Origin of the sequence: Micromonospora sp. WMMD964, assembly GCF_029581455.1 — a bacterium.
In the GTDB taxonomy this organism is placed as follows: Bacteria; Actinomycetota; Actinomycetes; order Mycobacteriales; family Micromonosporaceae; genus Micromonospora.
In genome coordinates this window covers 4,989,765-5,007,216 of sequence record NZ_CP120860.1, presented here as the reverse complement: position 1 = coordinate 5,007,216, position 17,452 = coordinate 4,989,765, and the positions used below count along the sequence as shown (strand labels likewise).

Sequence of the window (17,452 nt, the reverse complement as noted above, 5' to 3'; positions counted from 1 at the left end):
TGCCATGTGCGGTATCGGAGGTGAGTTTCGCATCGACGGGGCGCCGCCCGACATGACGGCCGTCGAGCGGATGCTGCCCGCCCTGGCGTCCCGGGGCCCGGACGGCGAGGGCCGGTGGCAGCACGGCCCGGTGGCGCTGGTGCACCGGCGACTGCGCATCATCGACCTGTCCGACGCGGGCGCCCAACCGATGGTCGACCCCGAGCTGGGGTTGGCCCTGGTCTTCAACGGATGCATCTACAACTACCGGGAGTTGCGCGACGAGCTGACCGCCCTCGGCTACTCCTTCCGGTCCACCTCGGACACCGAGGTGATCCTCAAGGCGTACCACAGGTGGGGGACGGCCTGCGTCGAACGGTTCTACGGCATGTTCGCGTTCGCGCTCGTCGAACTGGCCACGCGCACCCTGGTGCTGGCCCGCGACCGGCTCGGCATCAAACCGCTCTACCTCGCCGAGGGGCCCGGCCGGATCCGTTTCGCGTCGACGCTACCGGCGCTGCTCGCCGCCGGTGACGTCGACACCGACCTCGACCCGGTGGCGCTGCACCACTACATGACGTTCCACTCGGTGGTGCCGCCGCCGCGCACCATCCTCGCCGGCATCCGCAAGCTCCCACCCGCCACCATCCGGGTGATCACCGGGGACGGGCGGAGCACCGAAACCGTGTACTGGCGCCCGGAGTTCACCCGCGCCGCCGCCGCACCGATGTCCGCCGAGGAGTGGCAGGAACGCATCATGACGGCGTTACGCACCGCCGTACGCCGCCGCATGGTCTCCGACGTGCCGGTCGGCGTGCTGCTCTCCGGCGGCCTCGACTCCAGCCTGATCGTCGCCCTGCTCGCCGAGCAGGGCCAGACCGGCCTGGCGACGTTCAGCATCGGCTTCGAGGCGGCGGCCGGGGAGACCGGCGACGAGTTCCACTACTCCGACCTGGTGGCCCGTGAGTTCGACACCGACCACCAGCAGATCCGGATCGGCGCTACCCGCTTCGTGCCCGCCGTACACGAGGCCGTCGCGGCGATGAGCGAGCCGATGGTCAGCCACGACTGCGTCGCCTTCCACCTGCTCTCCGAGGAGGTCTCGAAGCGGATCACGGTCGTCCAGTCCGGGCAGGGCGCCGACGAGATCTTCGCCGGCTACGACTGGTACCCGCCGATGGCGAACGTCGCCCGCGCCGACGCCGTCGAGGCGTACGCCCGGGTGTTCTTCGACCGTCGGCACGACGCGCTCGCCGGGCACCTGGCGCCGGAGTGGATGCTCGACCACGACGCCAGCCTGGAGTTCGTCGCCGCGCACTTCGGCGCGCCCGGCGCGGACACCGCCCTGGACGCGGCCTTACGCCAGGACAGCCAGGTGATGCTCGTCGACGACCCGGTCAAGCGGGTCGACAACATGACCATGGCGTGGGGGTTGGAGGCCCGGGTGCCGTTCCTCGACCACGAGGTCGTCGAGCTGGCCGCCGCGTGCCCACCCGCGTTGAAGCTGGCGCACGGCGGCAAGGGCGTGCTGAAGGCAGCGAGCCGGGGCATCGTGCCCGACGAGGTGATCGACAGGCCGAAGGGCTACTTCCCGGTGCCCGCCATCCGGCACCTCTCCGGGCCGCTGCTCGACGACGTCCGCGACGCGTTGACCGCCCAGTCGGCCCGCGACCGGGGCCTGTTCCGCAAGGATTACCTGGAGGAGTTGCTGGACGCGCCGAACGCCCGGCGGACCACGCTGGGCTCCAACGCGCTCTGGCAGCTCGGGCTGCTGGAGCTCTGGTTGCAGCGGATCGGGGTTTAGATGAGCGTACGGATCGAGGCGCCGCGGACCACCCGGCGGACCCGCCTCGCCGGTCGTCGGCCGACGCCGACGCCCGTCGTCGAGGACTTCGCGCCCGCGCCGTCCCCGGACGGCGGCCGGGTCGCGTACCTCTCCGACCGGGCCGGTACGCCAGCCGTCTGGGTCCGTGCGGTCGGCGCGGATGACGCCGTCGCGCTGCCGACCGGTGACGATCCGGTGCTGGCGGTGAGCTGGTCCCCGGACGGGCAGTGGCTGGCCTGCGTCGTCGCTCCCGGCGGCGCGCCCCGTACCGAGGTGTGGCTGCTCCGGCCGGACGGCAGCGGGCGCCACCAGGTCGCCGGTTTCGGACGGCGCAGCGCGACGCCGGCCGGTTGGCTGGCGGCCGGCGCGGTCCTGATGGTCACCGAGACCGCCGAGCGGGGTGCCGCCGTCCTGGTCGACGCGGGCACCGGGCACCGGCGGGTGCTCGCCGAAGGTGACCTGCTCACCCTGTTGGACGTCAGCCCGGACGCCCGCAGCGCCCTGCTGCGCCGTGGCCCCCGCAACGCCCGTTGGTTGGAACTGCTCGACGTGGTGACCGGCGAACGACGGCGGCTGTCGCCGGACACCGGCCGGGGCAGCACCGACCAGGGCTGGTTCGCCCCGGACGGGACGAGTGTGTTGGCCCGCACCGACGCGTACTCGGAGCTGGCCGGGCTGGTGCGGATCGACCCGACCCGCCCGGAGTCGACGCCGACCCGGCTCGCCTGGCGGCCGGACGCCGAACTGGAGCAGGTGGCCCTGACCGCCGACGGACGCCGGGCGGCCCTGCTGTGGAACACCTACGGTGGCCGCAGCGAGCTGAGCCTGCTCGACCTCGCCAGTGGGGTGCAGCGGGCCGTCACCGCCCCTGGTGAGGTGCTCGACGACGCCGTCTTCGCCGCCGAGGGTGGTCTGCTCTGCCTCACCGCGCAGGGGTCGGTGCGGCCCCGGGAGGTCTGGCTGGTCGACCCGACGACCGGGGTGCCACGTCCGCTCCGGCCGGACACCGACGTCGCGCGTACCGATGCCGCTGGTGTCGCGCCACAACTGGTCGATCTGCGTGCCCGCGACGGGCTGCCGCTGTCCGGTTGGCTCTACCGTCCGGCCGGGCCGGGGCCGTGGCCCACCGCCATCAGCCTGCACGGTGGCCCGGAGGCGCAGGAGCGTCCCCGCTACAACCCGCTGTTCCAGGCTCTCGTGGCGCAGGGAGTCGCGGTGTTCGCGCCGAACGTGCGCGGTTCGTCGGGTTTCGGCCGGACCTTCGTGGCCGCCGACAACCTCGCCGGCCGCTACGGTGCCATCGCCGACGTCGCGGCGTGCGCCGATCACCTCGTCGACATCGGGGTGGCCCGCCCGGGGCAGCTCGGCTGCCTCGGCCGCTCCTACGGTGGTTACCTGGTCCTCGCGGTGCTGGTGAACTTCCCCGGACTGTTCGCCACCGGGGTCGCCGAGTGCGGGATCTCCGACTTCCACACCTTCTTCGCCGGCACCGAGCCGTGGATCGCCGCCGCCGCCGTCAGCAAGTACGGCCACCCGGTGCGCGACGCCGACCTGCTGCGGGACCTGTCGCCGATGACCCACCTCGACCGGCTCGACGTGCCGCTCCTGCTCATCCACGGCGCCAACGACACGAACGTGCCGGCGGGCGAGTCGGCGCAGGTCGCGCAGGCGCTCGCCGCCCGCGACGCGCCGTACGCCCATCTCGTCCTGACCGGTGAGGGGCACGACTTCCTGACCCGCGACAACGCCGAGGCGGCGCGTACGGCGACCACCGCCTGGCTCACCCGGCACCTCGCCGTGACGGCGACCACCGTCGGCTGAGGCGCTATCCTGCGCCGGTGGACGTCACGGCGCAGGGCGAGCGGTTGGCCGCCGACCTGGACCGCTGGTTGACCGACCTGACCTTCGTCGACCTGGACACCGACGACGTCACCGCACGGGTGATCGACTCGGTGGTGCGGTGGGCCGACGCCCAGGGTTGGCGGGTCTACCGGCGCGCGCCGAGCGTCCTGCCGTTGCCACCGCCACTTCAGCAGCGACACTCGGTCCTCGACGTGGCGTGCGCCCGCCCGGACGGTCCGCCCGTGGTGGTGGAGGTCGACCACACCGACCGCTCCCGGACGGTGCAGAAGCTGCTCGCGGAGGCGGACGCCGGGCGGATCCCGATCTGGGTGCGCTGGGGGGTCGGGCGTTTCACCGCGCCGCCACCGCCGGTGCGGATGGTGACCGTCGAGGTGATGCGGCGTGCCGGGTCGGCCGGGCAGGGGCGGCTGCACAGCCGCACCGGCGACCGCCCCGCTCCGGCGCACTCGACCGGCACGGCTGCCGCGCAGGTGTTGCCGATCCCGCTGGCCGACCCGCTTTCGGACCCGGGCTCGGGCACCTGAAGCGAATCGTAAGCGGGGACCGGCAGAGTTCTGGGTGTCACCGGAGAACACGACCGACAGCCAGGAGATTCCGATGCGCAAGCTCATCAACTCGACCTACGTCACCCTCGACGGTGTCATCGAGAACCCGATGTGGACCTCGCCGTACTTCGACGAGGAGGCCGCCGCCTTCGCCGGCTCGCAGACCGAGGACGCCGATGCGATGCTGATGGGCCGGGCCACCTACGACGGCATGTCCGTCGCCTGGCCGAACATGGACGAGAGCGACCCGAACACCGGCGCTGCGTACTTCAACAACGTCAAGAAGTACGTCGCCTCGACCACCCTGACCAACCCCACCTGGAAGAACACCGAGGTGCTCCAGGGCGACCTGGTCGAGGCGGTCACCGCGCTCAAGGCCCAGGAGGGCAAGAACATCATCCAGTACGGCTTCGGCTCGGTCACCGCGCAGCTGATCAACGCGGGTCTGGTGGACGAGGTCCGGTTCTGGATCCACCCCGTCCTGGAGGGTGCCGCCAGTCTGACGGTGCCGCTGACCGACTTCAAGGCGTCGTTCGACCTGGTCGACACCCGGGTGCACAAGAGCGGCGTGATCGTCGCCTCGTACCGGCCGAAGACGACGGCCTGACCGACACTCAGAGCTGGGCTCGGGCCTCGCCCGGGCTCAGCTTCGCGCCCTCGGCGAGCAACGCGTCCAACCGCTCCGGCCCGAGTTCGGCCCGCAGGCGCTCGGTCACCCGGTCGACGTCGTCGCGTTCGGCGGGCGCGGCGGGGGACCGCGTGGCGAGCCGGGCGGCGGCTGCGGCGCCCAGCAGCCGGGCGGCGACCTCGGGGGAGCGCACCGCCGCGGCCATCCCCTCCAGCGGCCCGACCGCGTCGCGCATCGTCGCCATCGCCTCGGCGGCGTCGAACGCCTCGATGTGCAGGGCCAGCGCGGCGTCCGGGTCACCGCCCTGCTCGATCGCGTAGCCCAGCTCGACCAGGACCATCGGTAGGTACAGCGCCGGCTGGCTCTCGCCGCGGCCCAGCTCGACGAGGTGGCTGAGGTGGGTGACGGCCAGGTCGAGTTTCCCGTCGCGGCGGGCGGCCAGCCCGAGGCTCATCTCCGCGAAGACCAGCGCACCGGGCGAGCCCTGCTCCACCGCCAGACCGTACGCCCGTTCGGCCAGCTCCCGGCCCTGGGTGTAGTCGCGGGTCTGCACCGCGAGCCAGGCCAACCAGGACAGCTCGGCGCAGACCTGCGGCCAGAGCGCCAGTTCCTCGGCCCAGCGCAGCCCTTCCCGGTGCAGCGCGGCGGCGCGCTCGTGCTCGCCGCGCATGTCGGCCAGCCCGCCCACCCACTCGGTCGCCCGGAGACGGCCCCACCGGTCGCCGAGGTCGGCGAACAGCGCTGCGCTGCGCGTCGCGGTGCGTTCCAGGGTGGCCTGGTCACCGTTCGCGTGCGCGAGGTGGGCCAGGGAGGTGAGCACCGCGGCTTCGGTCCACCGGTCGGCTGGGGCGGTGGGCAGCAGCTCCGACGCCAGGGCCAGGTCACCGTGCTCGATCATCGCGTTGGCCGCGAACCAGGCGCTATGGCCGTCCGGGTCGACGGCCACCGCTGCGCGTACGTCGTCGGGCGCGACCGCCTCGCCCAGCGACAGGGCGAAACCGACGCGCCACGGGGCCGCGCGGGCCTCCTGTTCCGGTTCGCCGGGCACGGTCAGCGCCCGCCGCGCCTCGGTGAGCCGGCCGCGCAGGTGCCAGTACCAGCTCAGCGCGACCGCCAGGCGCAACCCACCACCGTGGCCGAGCGCTGCCCGCAGGTTCGCCATCTCGGCGTCCAGCAGCGCCAGCCACCGTTGTTGGTCTGCCCCGCGCAGTTCCGGGTCGGCGCGCTCGGCCAGCTCGGTGTAGTAGGCCGCGTGCCGTGCGCGTACCTCGTCGGGGTCGGTCAGGCGGTCCAGGCAGAACGCGGCGACCGATTCGAGCAGCCGGTAGCGGGGGTCCGCGCCGGAGTCGTCGAGCACCACCAGCGACCGGTCCACCAGTCGGGCCAGGGTGTCCAGATCGGTATCGCAGACGCGTTCGGCGGCCTCCGGGCTGCAGCCGTCTGGGAACACCGCCAGCCGGGCCAGCACCGCCCGTTCGCTCTCGTCGAGGAGGTCCCAGCTCCAGCCGATCACCGCGGTGAGCGTCCGCTGCCGCAGCGGCACGTCCCGCTGTGCGGTGCTGAGCAGCCGGAACCGGTCGTCGAGCCGGTCCACCACACCCTGCACGCCCAGCGCGCGCACCCGGGTCGCGGCCAACTCCAACGCCAGCGGAAGGCCGTCGAGGCGACGGCAGAGCTGCGCGACCGCCGACGCCGTCCGCTCGTCGAGGCGGAAACCGCGCTGCTGCGCGCTCGCGCGGGCCGCGAACAACCGGGCCGCCGCCGAGTGCCGGACCGCGTCCAGGTCACCGTCCTCGGGCACCGGCAGCGGGGGTACCTCCCAGAGCAGTTCCCCGGTCAGACCGAGTGGCTCCCGGCTGGTGGCCAGCACCCGCAGCCCGGGTACGTCGCGCAGCAGTCGGGCGACCAGCGCGGCCACCGGCTCGACGACATGCTCGCAGTTGTCCAGCACGAGCAGGAGCCGGCGGTGCCGCAGGGCCGCGACCACCCGGTCGGTGGGGGAGAGGCTCGCGCCGACGGTCTCGTGGGCGCCCAGGGCGGCGAGCACCTGCTCGGCGACGAGGGTGTCACCAGCCGGCAGCGGGGCCAGCTCGACCAGTTGGACGCCGTCGGGAACGGACAGCTCGCGGGCCGTCTCGACGGCCAGTCTTGTCTTCCCGACGCCACCCGGGCCGACGAGCGTGACCAGCCGCTGCCGGGGCAGCAGCGCGCCCAACTCGGCCAACGCCTCGTCCCGCCCGACCAACTCGTCCAACTGTGCCGGCAGGCTGCTGCCGTGGAGGATCGGGGCCCTCGGTGGCGGGCTCAGGCTCGCGTCCTGTTCGAGGATCCGGCGGTACAGCGCGACCAACTCCGGCCCGGGGTCGAGACCCAACTCGTCGGCGAGCCGGTCGCGCAGATCCGCGTAGCTGTCCAACGCCTCGGACTGGCGGCCCGCCGCGTACAGCGCGCGCAGCTGCACGGCCCGCAGCCCTTCCCGCAGCGGGTGCCGGGCGACCAACTCGGCCAGGTCAGCGGCGGCCAGGTCGTGCTCTCCCCGGGCGACCCGAGCCTCGGCCAACCGTTCGTGCACCGCGAGGCGCTGCTCGGTCAGGCGGGTCGCCTCGGCCCGGACGAACTCGGCGTCGGCCACGTCGGCGTACGCCTCGCCGCGCCACAACGCCAGGGCTTCGCGCAGCCGGTCGACGTCGGTGCTGCGGGCCAGCTCGGCGAACCGGTCCGCGTCGACGGCATCGGCCCGCAGCAGATAGCCGGGCGGCCGGGACTCCACCAGGTCCCGTGCGCCCGGCTCGGCGTCGTTGAGCGCCTTGCGCAACTGGGACACGCGTACCTGGAGGGCGCCGGCGGGATTGGCGGGGGAGTCGTCACCCCACAGGTCGTCGATGAGGCGGTCCGCCGAGACCACCTGGTTGCGGTTGGTCAGCAGGTCCGCCAGCAACACGCGGACCTTGGTGCCGGGCACCACCACCGGCTCGCCGGCGTCGGTGGTCACGGCGAGCGGCCCGAGCACCCCGAACTGCACGGCGGACATCCTATCGCCGGTCAGGCGACCGGAAGCGCACCGTGAGCGCGGTGCGGGGACGGTCAGGGTCGTCGTTCCGCGCTGCGGCGGACCGCCGCGAGCATCCGCCGTACGCCGAGCACGTGACCGCCCGACCTGAGGAGCAGTTGCCGGTAGAGGCCACCGGTCAGACCGGGGAAGACCGCCCGGGTTTCGGCCCGGAGGCGGGATCGGCCCGGCCCGGCCCGTTCGAGCCGGAAGATCAGCGCGTACGTCGAGAACCGGTGGCTGCCCCGTAGCGTCAGCTCCCTCCCGGGGATCGCGGTGGCCACCCGGAACCCGGGGATCGTCGAGCCTTCGGCGAGCGGTCGGGGCCCGGACGCGACGGGGTCGGCGGTGCCGACCAGGCGGCCGTACGCGCCCATGCCGGGGCCACCGAACGTGGACTCGACGACGTGCACGAGGTGCGGCCAGGCTTCGTCGGGCTCGGCCGTGATGACGGTGACGTGTTCGTCCACGTGCGGCAGTGCGTCGATTCGCATGGGCGCCTCCCCGTTCTGCGGCCCATTCTCACCGACCGACCGAAGTTCGCCGATCCCGACAATGGCGTGGGGCCGGTTCGCCAGGTAGAAACAGGGGCGAGAGAGCGCTCTCACCGCCCTAGACTGCGCCGGAGTCCGCTCCGGGCAGCGGAGAGGACGAACCGCATGTCAACCCCGTCCCGTCGTACCCTCATACTCGCCCTGACGGTGGCCACGGTCGTCACCGTGAGCGGCACGGCGGCCTCCGCCGGCCGCCCCACGCACGGCGCACCCGACTTCGGCCCGAACGTGACGATCTTCGACCCGTCGATGCCGATCGGTGAGATCCAGCAGACCCTCGACGCGGCCCATGCCCGGCAGGTCGACAACGAGATGGGCGCCGAGCGGCACGCCTACCTGTTCAAGCCGGGCACGTACGGCACCGCCGAGCAGCCGTTGCAGGCCAAGGTCGGCTACTACACCGAGGTCTCCGGCCTGGGTGCCTCGCCCACCGACGTCGCCGTCACCGGCAAGCTGGAGGTCTACAACCGCTGCCTGGCCGACGGAGGCACCGGCAACTGCCTGGCCCTGGTGAACTTCTGGCGCACCCTGTCCAACCTGTCGCTCAGCGTCAACGCCGCCGGCCAGGACGGCTGCCGGTCGTCGGCGAACTTCTGGGCGGTCTCGCAGGCGGTGTCGATGCGTCGGTTGAACATCGGCGGCGGTGGTCTGTCGCTGATGGACTACTGCACGGCCGGTCCGCAGTACGCCAGTGGCGGCTTCATCGCCGACTCCCGGCTGCCGGCCACCACCAACGGCTCGCAGCAGCAGTGGCTGACCCGCAACAGCGAGGTCGGCGGCTGGTCCAACGCGGTGTGGAACCAGGTCTTCGCGGGCGTCGAGGGCGCGCCCGACGACGCCACGTTCCCCGACCCGCCGTACACCACCCTGGAGACCACCCCACTCAGCCGGGAGAAGCCGTACCTCTTCGTCGACGGGAAGGGCCGCTACCAGGTGCGGGTGCCCGCCGCGCAGCGGGACAGCCGGGGTGTCTCCTGGGCGGACGGCATGACGCCGGGCCGGACCATCCCGATCGGCGACTTCTTCGTCGCGAAGCCCACCGACTCGGTGCGCGTCATCAACACGCAGCTCGCCCGCGGCAAGCACCTGCTGCTCACCCCCGGGGTCTACGACGTCGCGCGCAGCATCGAGATCCGCCGCGCCGACACCGTCGTGCTCGGCATCGGGCACGCCACCCTCACCGCCGTGAACGGCGCCGTCCCGCTGGACGTCGCCGGTGTGCCCGGCGTGATCGTCGCCGGTGTCACGATCGACGCCGGCACCGTGGAGTCGCCGGTCCTGCTGCGGGTGGGCCGACAGCACGGCCACAACGCCAGCAGCCCGCACAACCCGACCACGCTGTCCGACGTGTACTTCCGCGTCGGTGGCCCGCACATCGGCCGGACGAACACCGCGCTGGAGGTCAACAGCGACAACGTGCTCATCGACCACACCTGGGTCTGGCGTGGTGACCACGGCGTCGAGGACTTCACCGAGGGCGTCAACGGTGACACCGACCGCTGGCGGACCAACACCGGTCGCTACGGCGCCGTCATCAACGGCGACCACGTGACCGCGACCGGCCTGTTCGTCGAGCACTTCCAGCGCTACAACACGGTCTGGAACGGCGAGCACGGCACCACGATCCTCTACCAGAACGAGCTGCCGTACGACCCGCCGACGCAGGCCGACTGGATGAACGGCGCGGTCGAGGGCTGGGCCGGCTACAAGGTCGGTGACCGGGTGCGTCACCACACGCTGCACGGCGGCGGGGTGTACGTCTTCAACCAGAACAACCCGTCGATCCACACCGAGAACGGTTTCGAGGTGCCGAACCGGCCGGGTGTGAAGCTGCACCACATCATGACCGTGAACCTCAGCGCCGGGACGATCGACCACGTGGTCAACGGCGTCGGCGACGCGGCCGACATGACCAAGGTCGGCGCACCGGTCTACGTCACGCAGTACCCGACCCCGTAGGGATCCCGGGCGTACCGACGGGGCCGGAGCCGGTGAGGCTCCGGCCCCGTCGTCCGTTGCACGAATCCTTCCGAAGCACTGACTAATATTTCCATGGATCAGTCGAACTCTTGCGGGTCGGCATTCACTGCTGCCACGATGGCCGTCAATGCCTTCCGTCCCGAAGGAGTGGTCGTCATGGCGGTCTCCCGCCGCAGGTTCGTCACGTCCGTGATGGCGGGGTCCGCCCTCGCCGCCGCCTCCAGCACCGAGCTGCTCACCAGCCTGGCCAACCCCGCACACGCCGCCAGTCCCCCCGGGGACGTGGTCGGCAAGGTGACCGTCGGCTACCAGGGCTGGTTCAGCGCCCCCGGCGACTCCGCGCCGATCGGCGGCTGGTGGCACTGGAGCCGCGACCGGTTCCAGCCGCCGTCGCCCGCCAACACCACGATCGTGTCCTGGCCGGACATGCGGGAGTACACCCGCACCTACCCCACCGCGTACCCCAACCTCGGCAACGGTCAGCCGGCCACCCTCTTCTCCTCCTACGACCAGCAGACGGTGGACACCCACTTCCGGTGGATGCAGGAGTACGGCTGTGACACCGCGGCCCTGCAACGGTTCAACCCGATGGGCGACGAGGGCCCGACCCGCGACGCGATGACCCAGAAGGTCCGCTCCGCCGCCGAGCGCTACGGCCGCAAGTTCTACATCATGTACGACGTCACCGACTGGTTGACGTTCCAGGCGGACATCAAGACCGACTGGACGACGAAGATGTCCGCGCACACCGCGTCCAGCGCGTACGCCAGGCAGAACGGCAAGCCGGTCGTCTGCATCTGGGGCTTCGGCTTCAGCGAGCCCAGCCGCCCCTTCACCCCGGGCCCGTGCCTGGAGGTCATCAACTGGTTCAAGGCGCAGGGCTGCTACGTCATTGGTGGGGTGCCCACCTGGTGGCGGCAGGGCATCGAGGACTCCCGCCCCGGCTTCCTCGACGTCTACCACGCGTTCAACGCGATCTCGCCGTGGATGGTCTACCGGACCGACACCCTGGAGGGGCTCGACTCGTACTACCAGAACGTCAACATCGGCGACATGGCCGACTGCGCGGCACGGGGCATCGACTACCTGCCCTGCGTCATGCCCGGTGACCTGGCCGGAGGCCACCGCCGCCACGGCGACTTCTACTGGCGGCACATCTACAACATGGTCCGGCTCGGCTCCCAGGGCCTGTACGTGTCCATGTTCGACGAGTACAACGAGGGCAACCAGATCGCCAAGACGTCCGAGACCCAGGCCACCACCCCGGCCGGCGCGAACATCCGGGCCCTCGACGAGGACGGCGTGGCCTGCTCCTCCGACTACTACCTGCGCATCACGGCCGACGGTGGTCGGATGCTCAAGGGTCAGCTCGCGCTCACCGCGACCCGCCCCACCCCACCGACGGTCGGCACCCCACCCCCGACCGGCGGGAACCTGGCCGCCGGCAAGTCGACGTCGGCGAGCAGCCAGGGTGGCGGGTTCCCGGCGTCCAACGCGGTGGACTCCACCGTCGGCAGCTACTGGGAGAGCGCCAACGGCGCGTTCCCGCAGTGGTGGCAGGTCGACCTCGGCGCCAACCACCAGGTCGACAAACTCGTGCTGCGCCTGCCCACCGGCTGGGGCGCGCGTACCCAGACCATCACCGTGCAGGGCAGCGTCGACGGCAGCTCCTTCAGCACCATCGCCGGGGCCTCCGCGTACACCTTCGACCCGGCCACCGGCAACACCGTCACCCGCACGCTGCCGACCACCACCGCCCGGCACGTCCGCCTCAGCATCAGCGGCAACACCGGCTGGGCGGCCGCCCAACTCGCCCAGGTCGAGGTGTACGCCGGAACGACCGCCCCGGACAACCCTCCGAGCGCGCCGAGCGGCCTCACGGTGACCGGCAAGACGTCGACGAGCGTGTCGCTGTCGTGGACGGCCTCCACCGACGACACCGGTGTGACCGGCTACCAGGTGCGCCAGGGTGGCACCGTCGCCGCCACCGTCACGGGCACCACGGCGACGGTGAGCGGGCTCAGCCCGTCCACCGCGTACACGTTCACGGTGGTGGCGCGCGACGCCGCCGGGAACACCTCCGGCGCGTCCTCGGCGGTCACCGCGACCACGGACGCGGCGGCCAACGCGGACCTCGCCCGGGGCCGACCCACGTCGGAGAGCAGTCACGTCCAGAGCTACGGGTCGGGCAACGTGGTGGACGGCGACGCCAACACCTACTGGGAGAGCGCCAACAACGCGTTCCCGCAGTGGGTGCAGGTCGACCTCGGTGCGGCGCGCACGGTCGGCCGGGTGGTGCTGAAGCTGCCACCGTCGTCGGCCTGGGGCGCTCGGACGCAGACCCTCTCCGTGCAGGGCAGCACCGACGGGTCGAGCTTCGGCACGCTCGTCGGATCGGCGGGGCGGGTGTTCAACCCGGCCAGCGGCAACCAGGTGAGTCTCACCTTCACCGCCGCGCAGGCGCGTTACGTGCGGATCACCGTCACCGGCAACACCGGCTGGCCCGCCGGTCAACTGTCGACCCTGGAGGTCTACGCGAGCTGACCGAGGCTCGGGCGGCGACCTACCAGGATGCGGACTACGGGCAGTTGGTGCGGGTGCTGCGGGGTCTGCTCCACGCTGCCCAGGCCGCGCAGTCACCGGAGGTGCTGGTGCAGACGTACCGGATCACCTCGTCGCTACTGGTCAAACTCGGCGAAGCCGACCTCGGATGGCTGGCCGCCGATCGGGCGATGGCCGCCGCCGGAGACCGCGTCCTTCCACCGTCAGCCCACTTTGGTGATCAAGACGTTTGCGGCAAGTTTGATCTCCAGAAGCGCCACAAACGTCTTGATCACGAAGGCGGGAGCGAGGGCGAAGGCGGGGGCGGGGGTGTGGGGCAGGGGAGTGCTGGGGGTGGGCGGTGGGTGGGACGCCGGCGTGGCGCGACTGGCCACGCTGGTCGGCCTCACCCGCTGACGGGCGAGCGCAGGCGCAGGTCGTATGCCGGGTGGATGCTGCGCAACGGCGCGTCAGCGCTCCCAGAGGTCCTCGGTGCGGAAGATCCTGGCGGTGAACGTCACTTCAGGGCGCCGGTGTCCCTTTCATCTGTCCACCAACCCGGCCGGACGTCGACACCGGAGGGCGTGCTGACGGCCGGTGATCATTCCACGGGTCCGGCGCGGAGGCGCGTCGGCGATTCGCGTTTGGGCCCCGGCGGCGTCGGCCCGCTGTGAGACTGGGCGAGTGCCGGCACTCCCGGTGTGTGGGCGCTGTCCGACTCGACCTGGCGAGGTGGGGGAAGATGTCCAACGACAACGAAATCCGTCCCTTCCGGCTCGACACGTCGGAGGACTCGATCGCCGACCTGCGTCGCCGGATCGCGGCCACTCGCTGGCCCACCCGCGAGTTGGTCACCGATCGCTCGCAGGGGGTGCAGCTGGCGACGATCCAGGAGCTGGCCCGCTATTGGCTGACCGATTACGACTGGCGTGCGTGCGAGACGAGGCTGAACTCACTGCCGCAGTACACGACGACCATCGACGGCGTCGAGATCCACTTCGTCCACGTACGGTCGCGGCACGAGAACGCCCTGCCGCTGATCATGACGCACGGCTGGCCGGGCTCAGTTGTCGAGCTGCTCGGGATCGTCGGCCCGCTGACCGACCCGACAGCCCACGGCGGCACGCCCGAGGACGCCTTCCACCTGGTGCTGCCGTCGTTGCCGGGCTACGGCTTCTCCGGCGAGCCGACCGAGCTCGGCTGGGACTCGGCGCGGATGGCACAGGCGTGGGCGAAACTCATGGACCGCCTCGGGTACGCGCGCTACGTCGCGCAGGGTGGCGACGTCGGCGCCGCCGTCACGGACGCCATGGGGCGTCAGGCCCCCGCTGGGCTGCTCGGCATCCACGTGAACCTGCTCGCCGGGGCGATCGGCATCAAGGACCAGCTACCGGCAGAATCCGAGCAGGAACGCACCGCGCGCGCCGCGCTCGACCTGTTCACGATGGACGGCTTCGGCTACTTCCTGGAGCAGTCGACCCGGCCGCAGACGATCGGCTACTCGTTGCTGGACTCACCTGTCGGGTTGGCGGCCTGGATGCTCGACCACGACACGGACAGCTACTACAAGATCTCCCGCGCGTTCCTCGACGGTGCGCCGGCCGGCGGTCTCACCCGGGACAGCATCCTGGACAACATCACGCTGTACTGGTTGACCGGTACCGGCGCGTCGTCCGCCCGGTGGTACTGGGAATTCGGGCGGTTCCTCGCCGCGGCTCAGGCGGCCGGCCAGACTCCGCCACCGGTCACGGTTCCGGTCGGCTTCACGACGTTCCCCGAAGAGATCTGGGCCGCTCCGCGTAGCTGGGCCGAGACGGTCTACCCCGGCATCGCGTACTTCAACGAGGCCGACCGCGGCGGGCACTTCGCGGCCTGGGAGGAGCCGGAACTCTTCTCCGCCGAGGTACGGGCCGCGTTCCGGCCGCTGCGGAAAGCCTGACGACCTCTTCCGAGGGGCCTCCGGTGGCCCGCATATCCGGCGACCCGACGGGAAAGCGCGAGGCGTCCGACAGCCCGAGACCGGAGCAGGAGACGAACATGCCTTTCATCACCGTGGGGACGGAGAACTCCGCGCCCATCGACCTGTACTACGAGGATCACGGTTCCGGTAAGCCGGTCGTGCTGATCCACGGCTTCCCGTTCAACGGGGCGACCTGGGAGAAGACGACCACCGCGTTGCTCAACGCCGGATACCGGACGATCACCTACGATCGGCGCGGTTTCGGTAACTCCGCCCAGCCGACGTTCGGGTACGACTACAACACGTTCGCCGCGGACCTCGACGTGCTGATGACCGAGCTGGACCTGAACGACGTGACCCTGGTGGGTCATTCGATGGGCACCGGCGAGGTGATCCGCTACCTGGGCAACTACGGCTCCCAGCGGGTCAGCCGTGCCGTGGTGGTCAGTCCGCTGCAACCGATGCTGGCCAAGGCCAAGGACAACCCGGAGGGCGTCGACACGAGCCTGTTCAAGGGCTTCCAGCAGGCCATCATCAAGGACCGGTTCGCCTACCTGACCCAGTTCTGCGACGCGTTCTTCAACTACAGCGAGAACAAGGGCAAGCTGGTCAGCGAGGAGGCGTACCGGGCGCACTGGCAGATCGGCGCGATGGCCTCCGCGAAGGGCACCCACGACAGCGTGGACGCCTGGCAGGAGGACTTCCGGCCCGACCTGCCGAAGATCAACATTCCGGTGCTGATCGTGCAGGGCGACAAGGACAACGTGCTGCCCTACCCGGTGACCGGCCAGCGACTCGGGCCGATGATGCCGACCGCCCAGCTCGTCACGCTCAAGGGCGCGCCGCACGGTCTGCCGTGGACCAACGCCGACGACATCAACAAGGCCATCATGGACTTCATGAAGCAGCCGGCCAAGGCTCGCGCCTGACCCGTCCCGGTAGCCGATCGGACACCAGCGCCGTGAGGCGCTGCGACACCCGGCCCACGGTTCGCACCGGGGCCGGGTGTCGTCGACGGTCAGGCCCGGCGGGCGACCACCGCGCCGTTGGCGCCCGGGGCGTCGAAGGGCACCGTCCGCACGTCGACGAAGCCGGCGTCGGTGAGCCAGGCGGCGTACTCGGCACCGGAGTAGTTCCGACCACCCTCGGTCTCGACCAGCATGTTCATGCCCATCAGGGCAGCCTCCGGCGGCCCGGTGCGCTCGTCGTTGAGCAGCAGCTCGCAGACGACTATCGCCCCGCCGGGCGGCAACGCCGCGTGACACCGCGCCAGCAGAGCCCGGTTCGTCGGCTCGTCCCAGTCGTGCAGGATCATGCTGAGCAGGATGACGTCGTGCCCCTCCGGCAGCGCCGGGTCGGCGAGGAAGTCACCCGCCACCGCGTCGATCCGCCCGGTCAGACCGGCCTCCGCGATCCGCTCCCGCGCCCGTACGCACACGTGCGGCAGGTCCAGCACCGTCGCCCGCAGCTCGGGCAGGCGGCGGCAGAATTCGATCGGGAACGCCCCGGCCCCACCGCCGACGTCGAGCAGGCGGCGGTGGGCGGAGAAGTCGTACGCGTCGGCCAACGCGGCGGCGGTGAAGCTCGACGTGGAGAACATGGCGTCCCAGAACTGCGCCAGCATCTCCGGGTCGGCGGTGTCGAACATCGACTGCTGGGCCTCCGGGTCCCAGGTCAACGGTCGATCCGTGCGCAGCGCCTCGCCGATGCGGTGCCAGGGCAGGTAGGTGCGCAGATCCGAGTAGCGGACCTGCGCCCCGAAGTAGTACGGGCGGCCCTCGACCAGGAACTGCTCGGCCAACTCGGAGTTGCGGTAGCTGTCGCCGACCTTCTCCAACAGGCCCAGCGACGCGCTGGCGGCGAGCAACAGGTCGGCGGGCCGGTCGGGCAGCCCGAACTCGGCGGAGGCTTCCTCGACGGTCATCGTCCGCCCGCCCGCCAACCGGGTGAACAGGCCCAGCTCGACGCCGACCGCGAGGGTCTTGAACCCCCACACACCGGCCACCAGACGCATGAGAGGAGTCGGAGAGGTCATGCGGTCATCAGATCACGATCCGCCTCCGTCCACGATGGTCGGTCGCGTCCGCAGCGGGGTGACCAGCCCGACGGTCGGGGCTAGCCGGGTCGGCCGGCGGACCGTCGGCCGAGCCGTCGCGCGGCGAGACTCACCGCCGTGCTGCCGGCCGCCGTCCCGACCAGCACCAGCACCGCCCCGACGGCCCACAGGCCGCTGTCGTCGGCCGACGCCGCCCGCCACGTCCACGCCGCCGTGAAGGAGACGGTCATCACCGGCACCACCAGCCACGGGCTCAGCCGCCTGGCGGCGAGAGCGGCCAGCAGGACGAGCGTCAGCACGCAACCGATCACCTGCCACGGCGCGTACGGACCGCTTGTCGCGCCGGTCTCCGCGTCGACCGTGTACTCGTCGTCCCAGCCCAGCCAGAGCAGCCAGGTCCCGACCGTCGCCGCCGCCAGGAACAGAACACCGAGCAGTGCGTGCGTACCCCTCGTCGCCGTCATCGGACGAT

12 protein-coding genes and 1 pseudogene are annotated in these 17,452 nt (G+C 71.5%); 9 read left to right on the top strand and 4 right to left on the bottom strand.

The genetic code is table 11. The features are described 5' to 3' along the window. Positions 1-4 precede the first annotated feature (4 nt). The 4 genes from O7616_RS23000 to O7616_RS22985 all read left to right on the top strand — a co-directional run bounded on the left by O7616_RS23000 (position 5) and on the right by O7616_RS22985 (position 4,819). Positions 5-1,783, top strand: a complete 1,779-nt coding sequence (locus O7616_RS23000) for an N-acetylglutaminylglutamine amidotransferase (protein WP_282303882.1) — start codon at positions 5-7, stop codon at positions 1,781-1,783. Further along, positions 1,784-3,625 carry a prolyl oligopeptidase family serine peptidase gene (locus O7616_RS22995; protein ID WP_282303881.1) on the top strand — a complete coding sequence of 614 codons (1,842 nt, stop codon included), beginning with the start codon at positions 1,784-1,786 and terminating at the stop codon, positions 3,623-3,625. Positions 3,626-3,642: 17 nt separating this feature from the next. Then, complete coding sequence (locus O7616_RS22990; RefSeq protein ID WP_282303880.1) at positions 3,643-4,191, top strand: hypothetical protein; 549 nt, start codon at positions 3,643-3,645, stop codon at positions 4,189-4,191. Between the two features lie 73 nt (positions 4,192-4,264). After that, positions 4,265-4,819: a dihydrofolate reductase family protein gene (locus O7616_RS22985; RefSeq protein ID WP_282303879.1), complete on the top strand. Its 555-nt coding sequence runs from the start codon at positions 4,265-4,267 to the stop codon at positions 4,817-4,819. 7 nt (positions 4,820-4,826) lie between these two features. Here the strand turns inward: O7616_RS22985 and O7616_RS22980 are convergent, their stop codons facing one another. Further along, entirely contained in the window at positions 4,827-7,871 is a 3,045-nt protein-coding gene (locus O7616_RS22980; RefSeq protein WP_282303878.1) for a BTAD domain-containing putative transcriptional regulator, read from the bottom strand. Positions 7,872-7,924: 53 nt separating this feature from the next. Continuing rightward, a complete protein-coding gene (locus tag O7616_RS22975) occupies positions 7,925-8,383 on the bottom strand; it encodes a hypothetical protein (RefSeq protein WP_282303877.1) in 459 nt (152 codons plus the stop codon). Positions 8,384-8,548: 165 nt separating this feature from the next. Between O7616_RS22975 and O7616_RS22970 the strand changes: the two genes are divergently transcribed. The 5 genes and pseudogenes from O7616_RS22970 (at position 8,549) to O7616_RS22955 (ending at position 15,853) form a co-directional block, all read left to right on the top strand. Beyond that, positions 8,549-10,402, top strand: coding sequence for an adenylyl cyclase (locus tag O7616_RS22970; RefSeq protein ID WP_282303876.1), 1,854 nt, complete (start codon positions 8,549-8,551; stop codon positions 10,400-10,402). A gap of 177 nt (positions 10,403-10,579) precedes the next feature. Next, positions 10,580-12,967 (top strand): discoidin domain-containing protein, encoded by a 2,388-nt coding sequence (locus O7616_RS22965; RefSeq protein WP_282303875.1) that lies wholly within the window; start codon positions 10,580-10,582, stop codon positions 12,965-12,967. A gap of 17 nt (positions 12,968-12,984) precedes the next feature. Next, positions 12,985-13,161: pseudogene (locus O7616_RS31180) on the top strand (XRE family transcriptional regulator); the annotation flags it as partial. A 545-nt stretch (positions 13,162-13,706) separates the two neighbouring features. Beyond that, entirely contained in the window at positions 13,707-14,903 is a 1,197-nt protein-coding gene (locus O7616_RS22960) for an epoxide hydrolase family protein (RefSeq protein WP_282303874.1), read from the top strand. Between the two features lie 98 nt (positions 14,904-15,001). Continuing rightward, positions 15,002-15,853 carry an alpha/beta hydrolase gene (locus O7616_RS22955; protein WP_282303873.1) on the top strand — a complete coding sequence of 284 codons (852 nt, stop codon included), beginning with the start codon at positions 15,002-15,004 and terminating at the stop codon, positions 15,851-15,853. Positions 15,854-15,942: 89 nt separating this feature from the next. Here O7616_RS22955 and O7616_RS22950 read toward each other — a convergent pair whose 3' ends face one another. Both O7616_RS22950 and O7616_RS22945 read right to left on the bottom strand, forming a co-directional pair. After that, complete coding sequence (locus O7616_RS22950) at positions 15,943-16,959, bottom strand: methyltransferase (RefSeq protein ID WP_282303872.1); 1,017 nt, start codon at positions 16,957-16,959, stop codon at positions 15,943-15,945. Positions 16,960-17,039: 80 nt separating this feature from the next. After that, entirely contained in the window at positions 17,040-17,444 is a 405-nt protein-coding gene (locus tag O7616_RS22945; protein WP_282303871.1) for a hypothetical protein, read from the bottom strand. Positions 17,445-17,452: the final 8 nt, after the last annotated feature.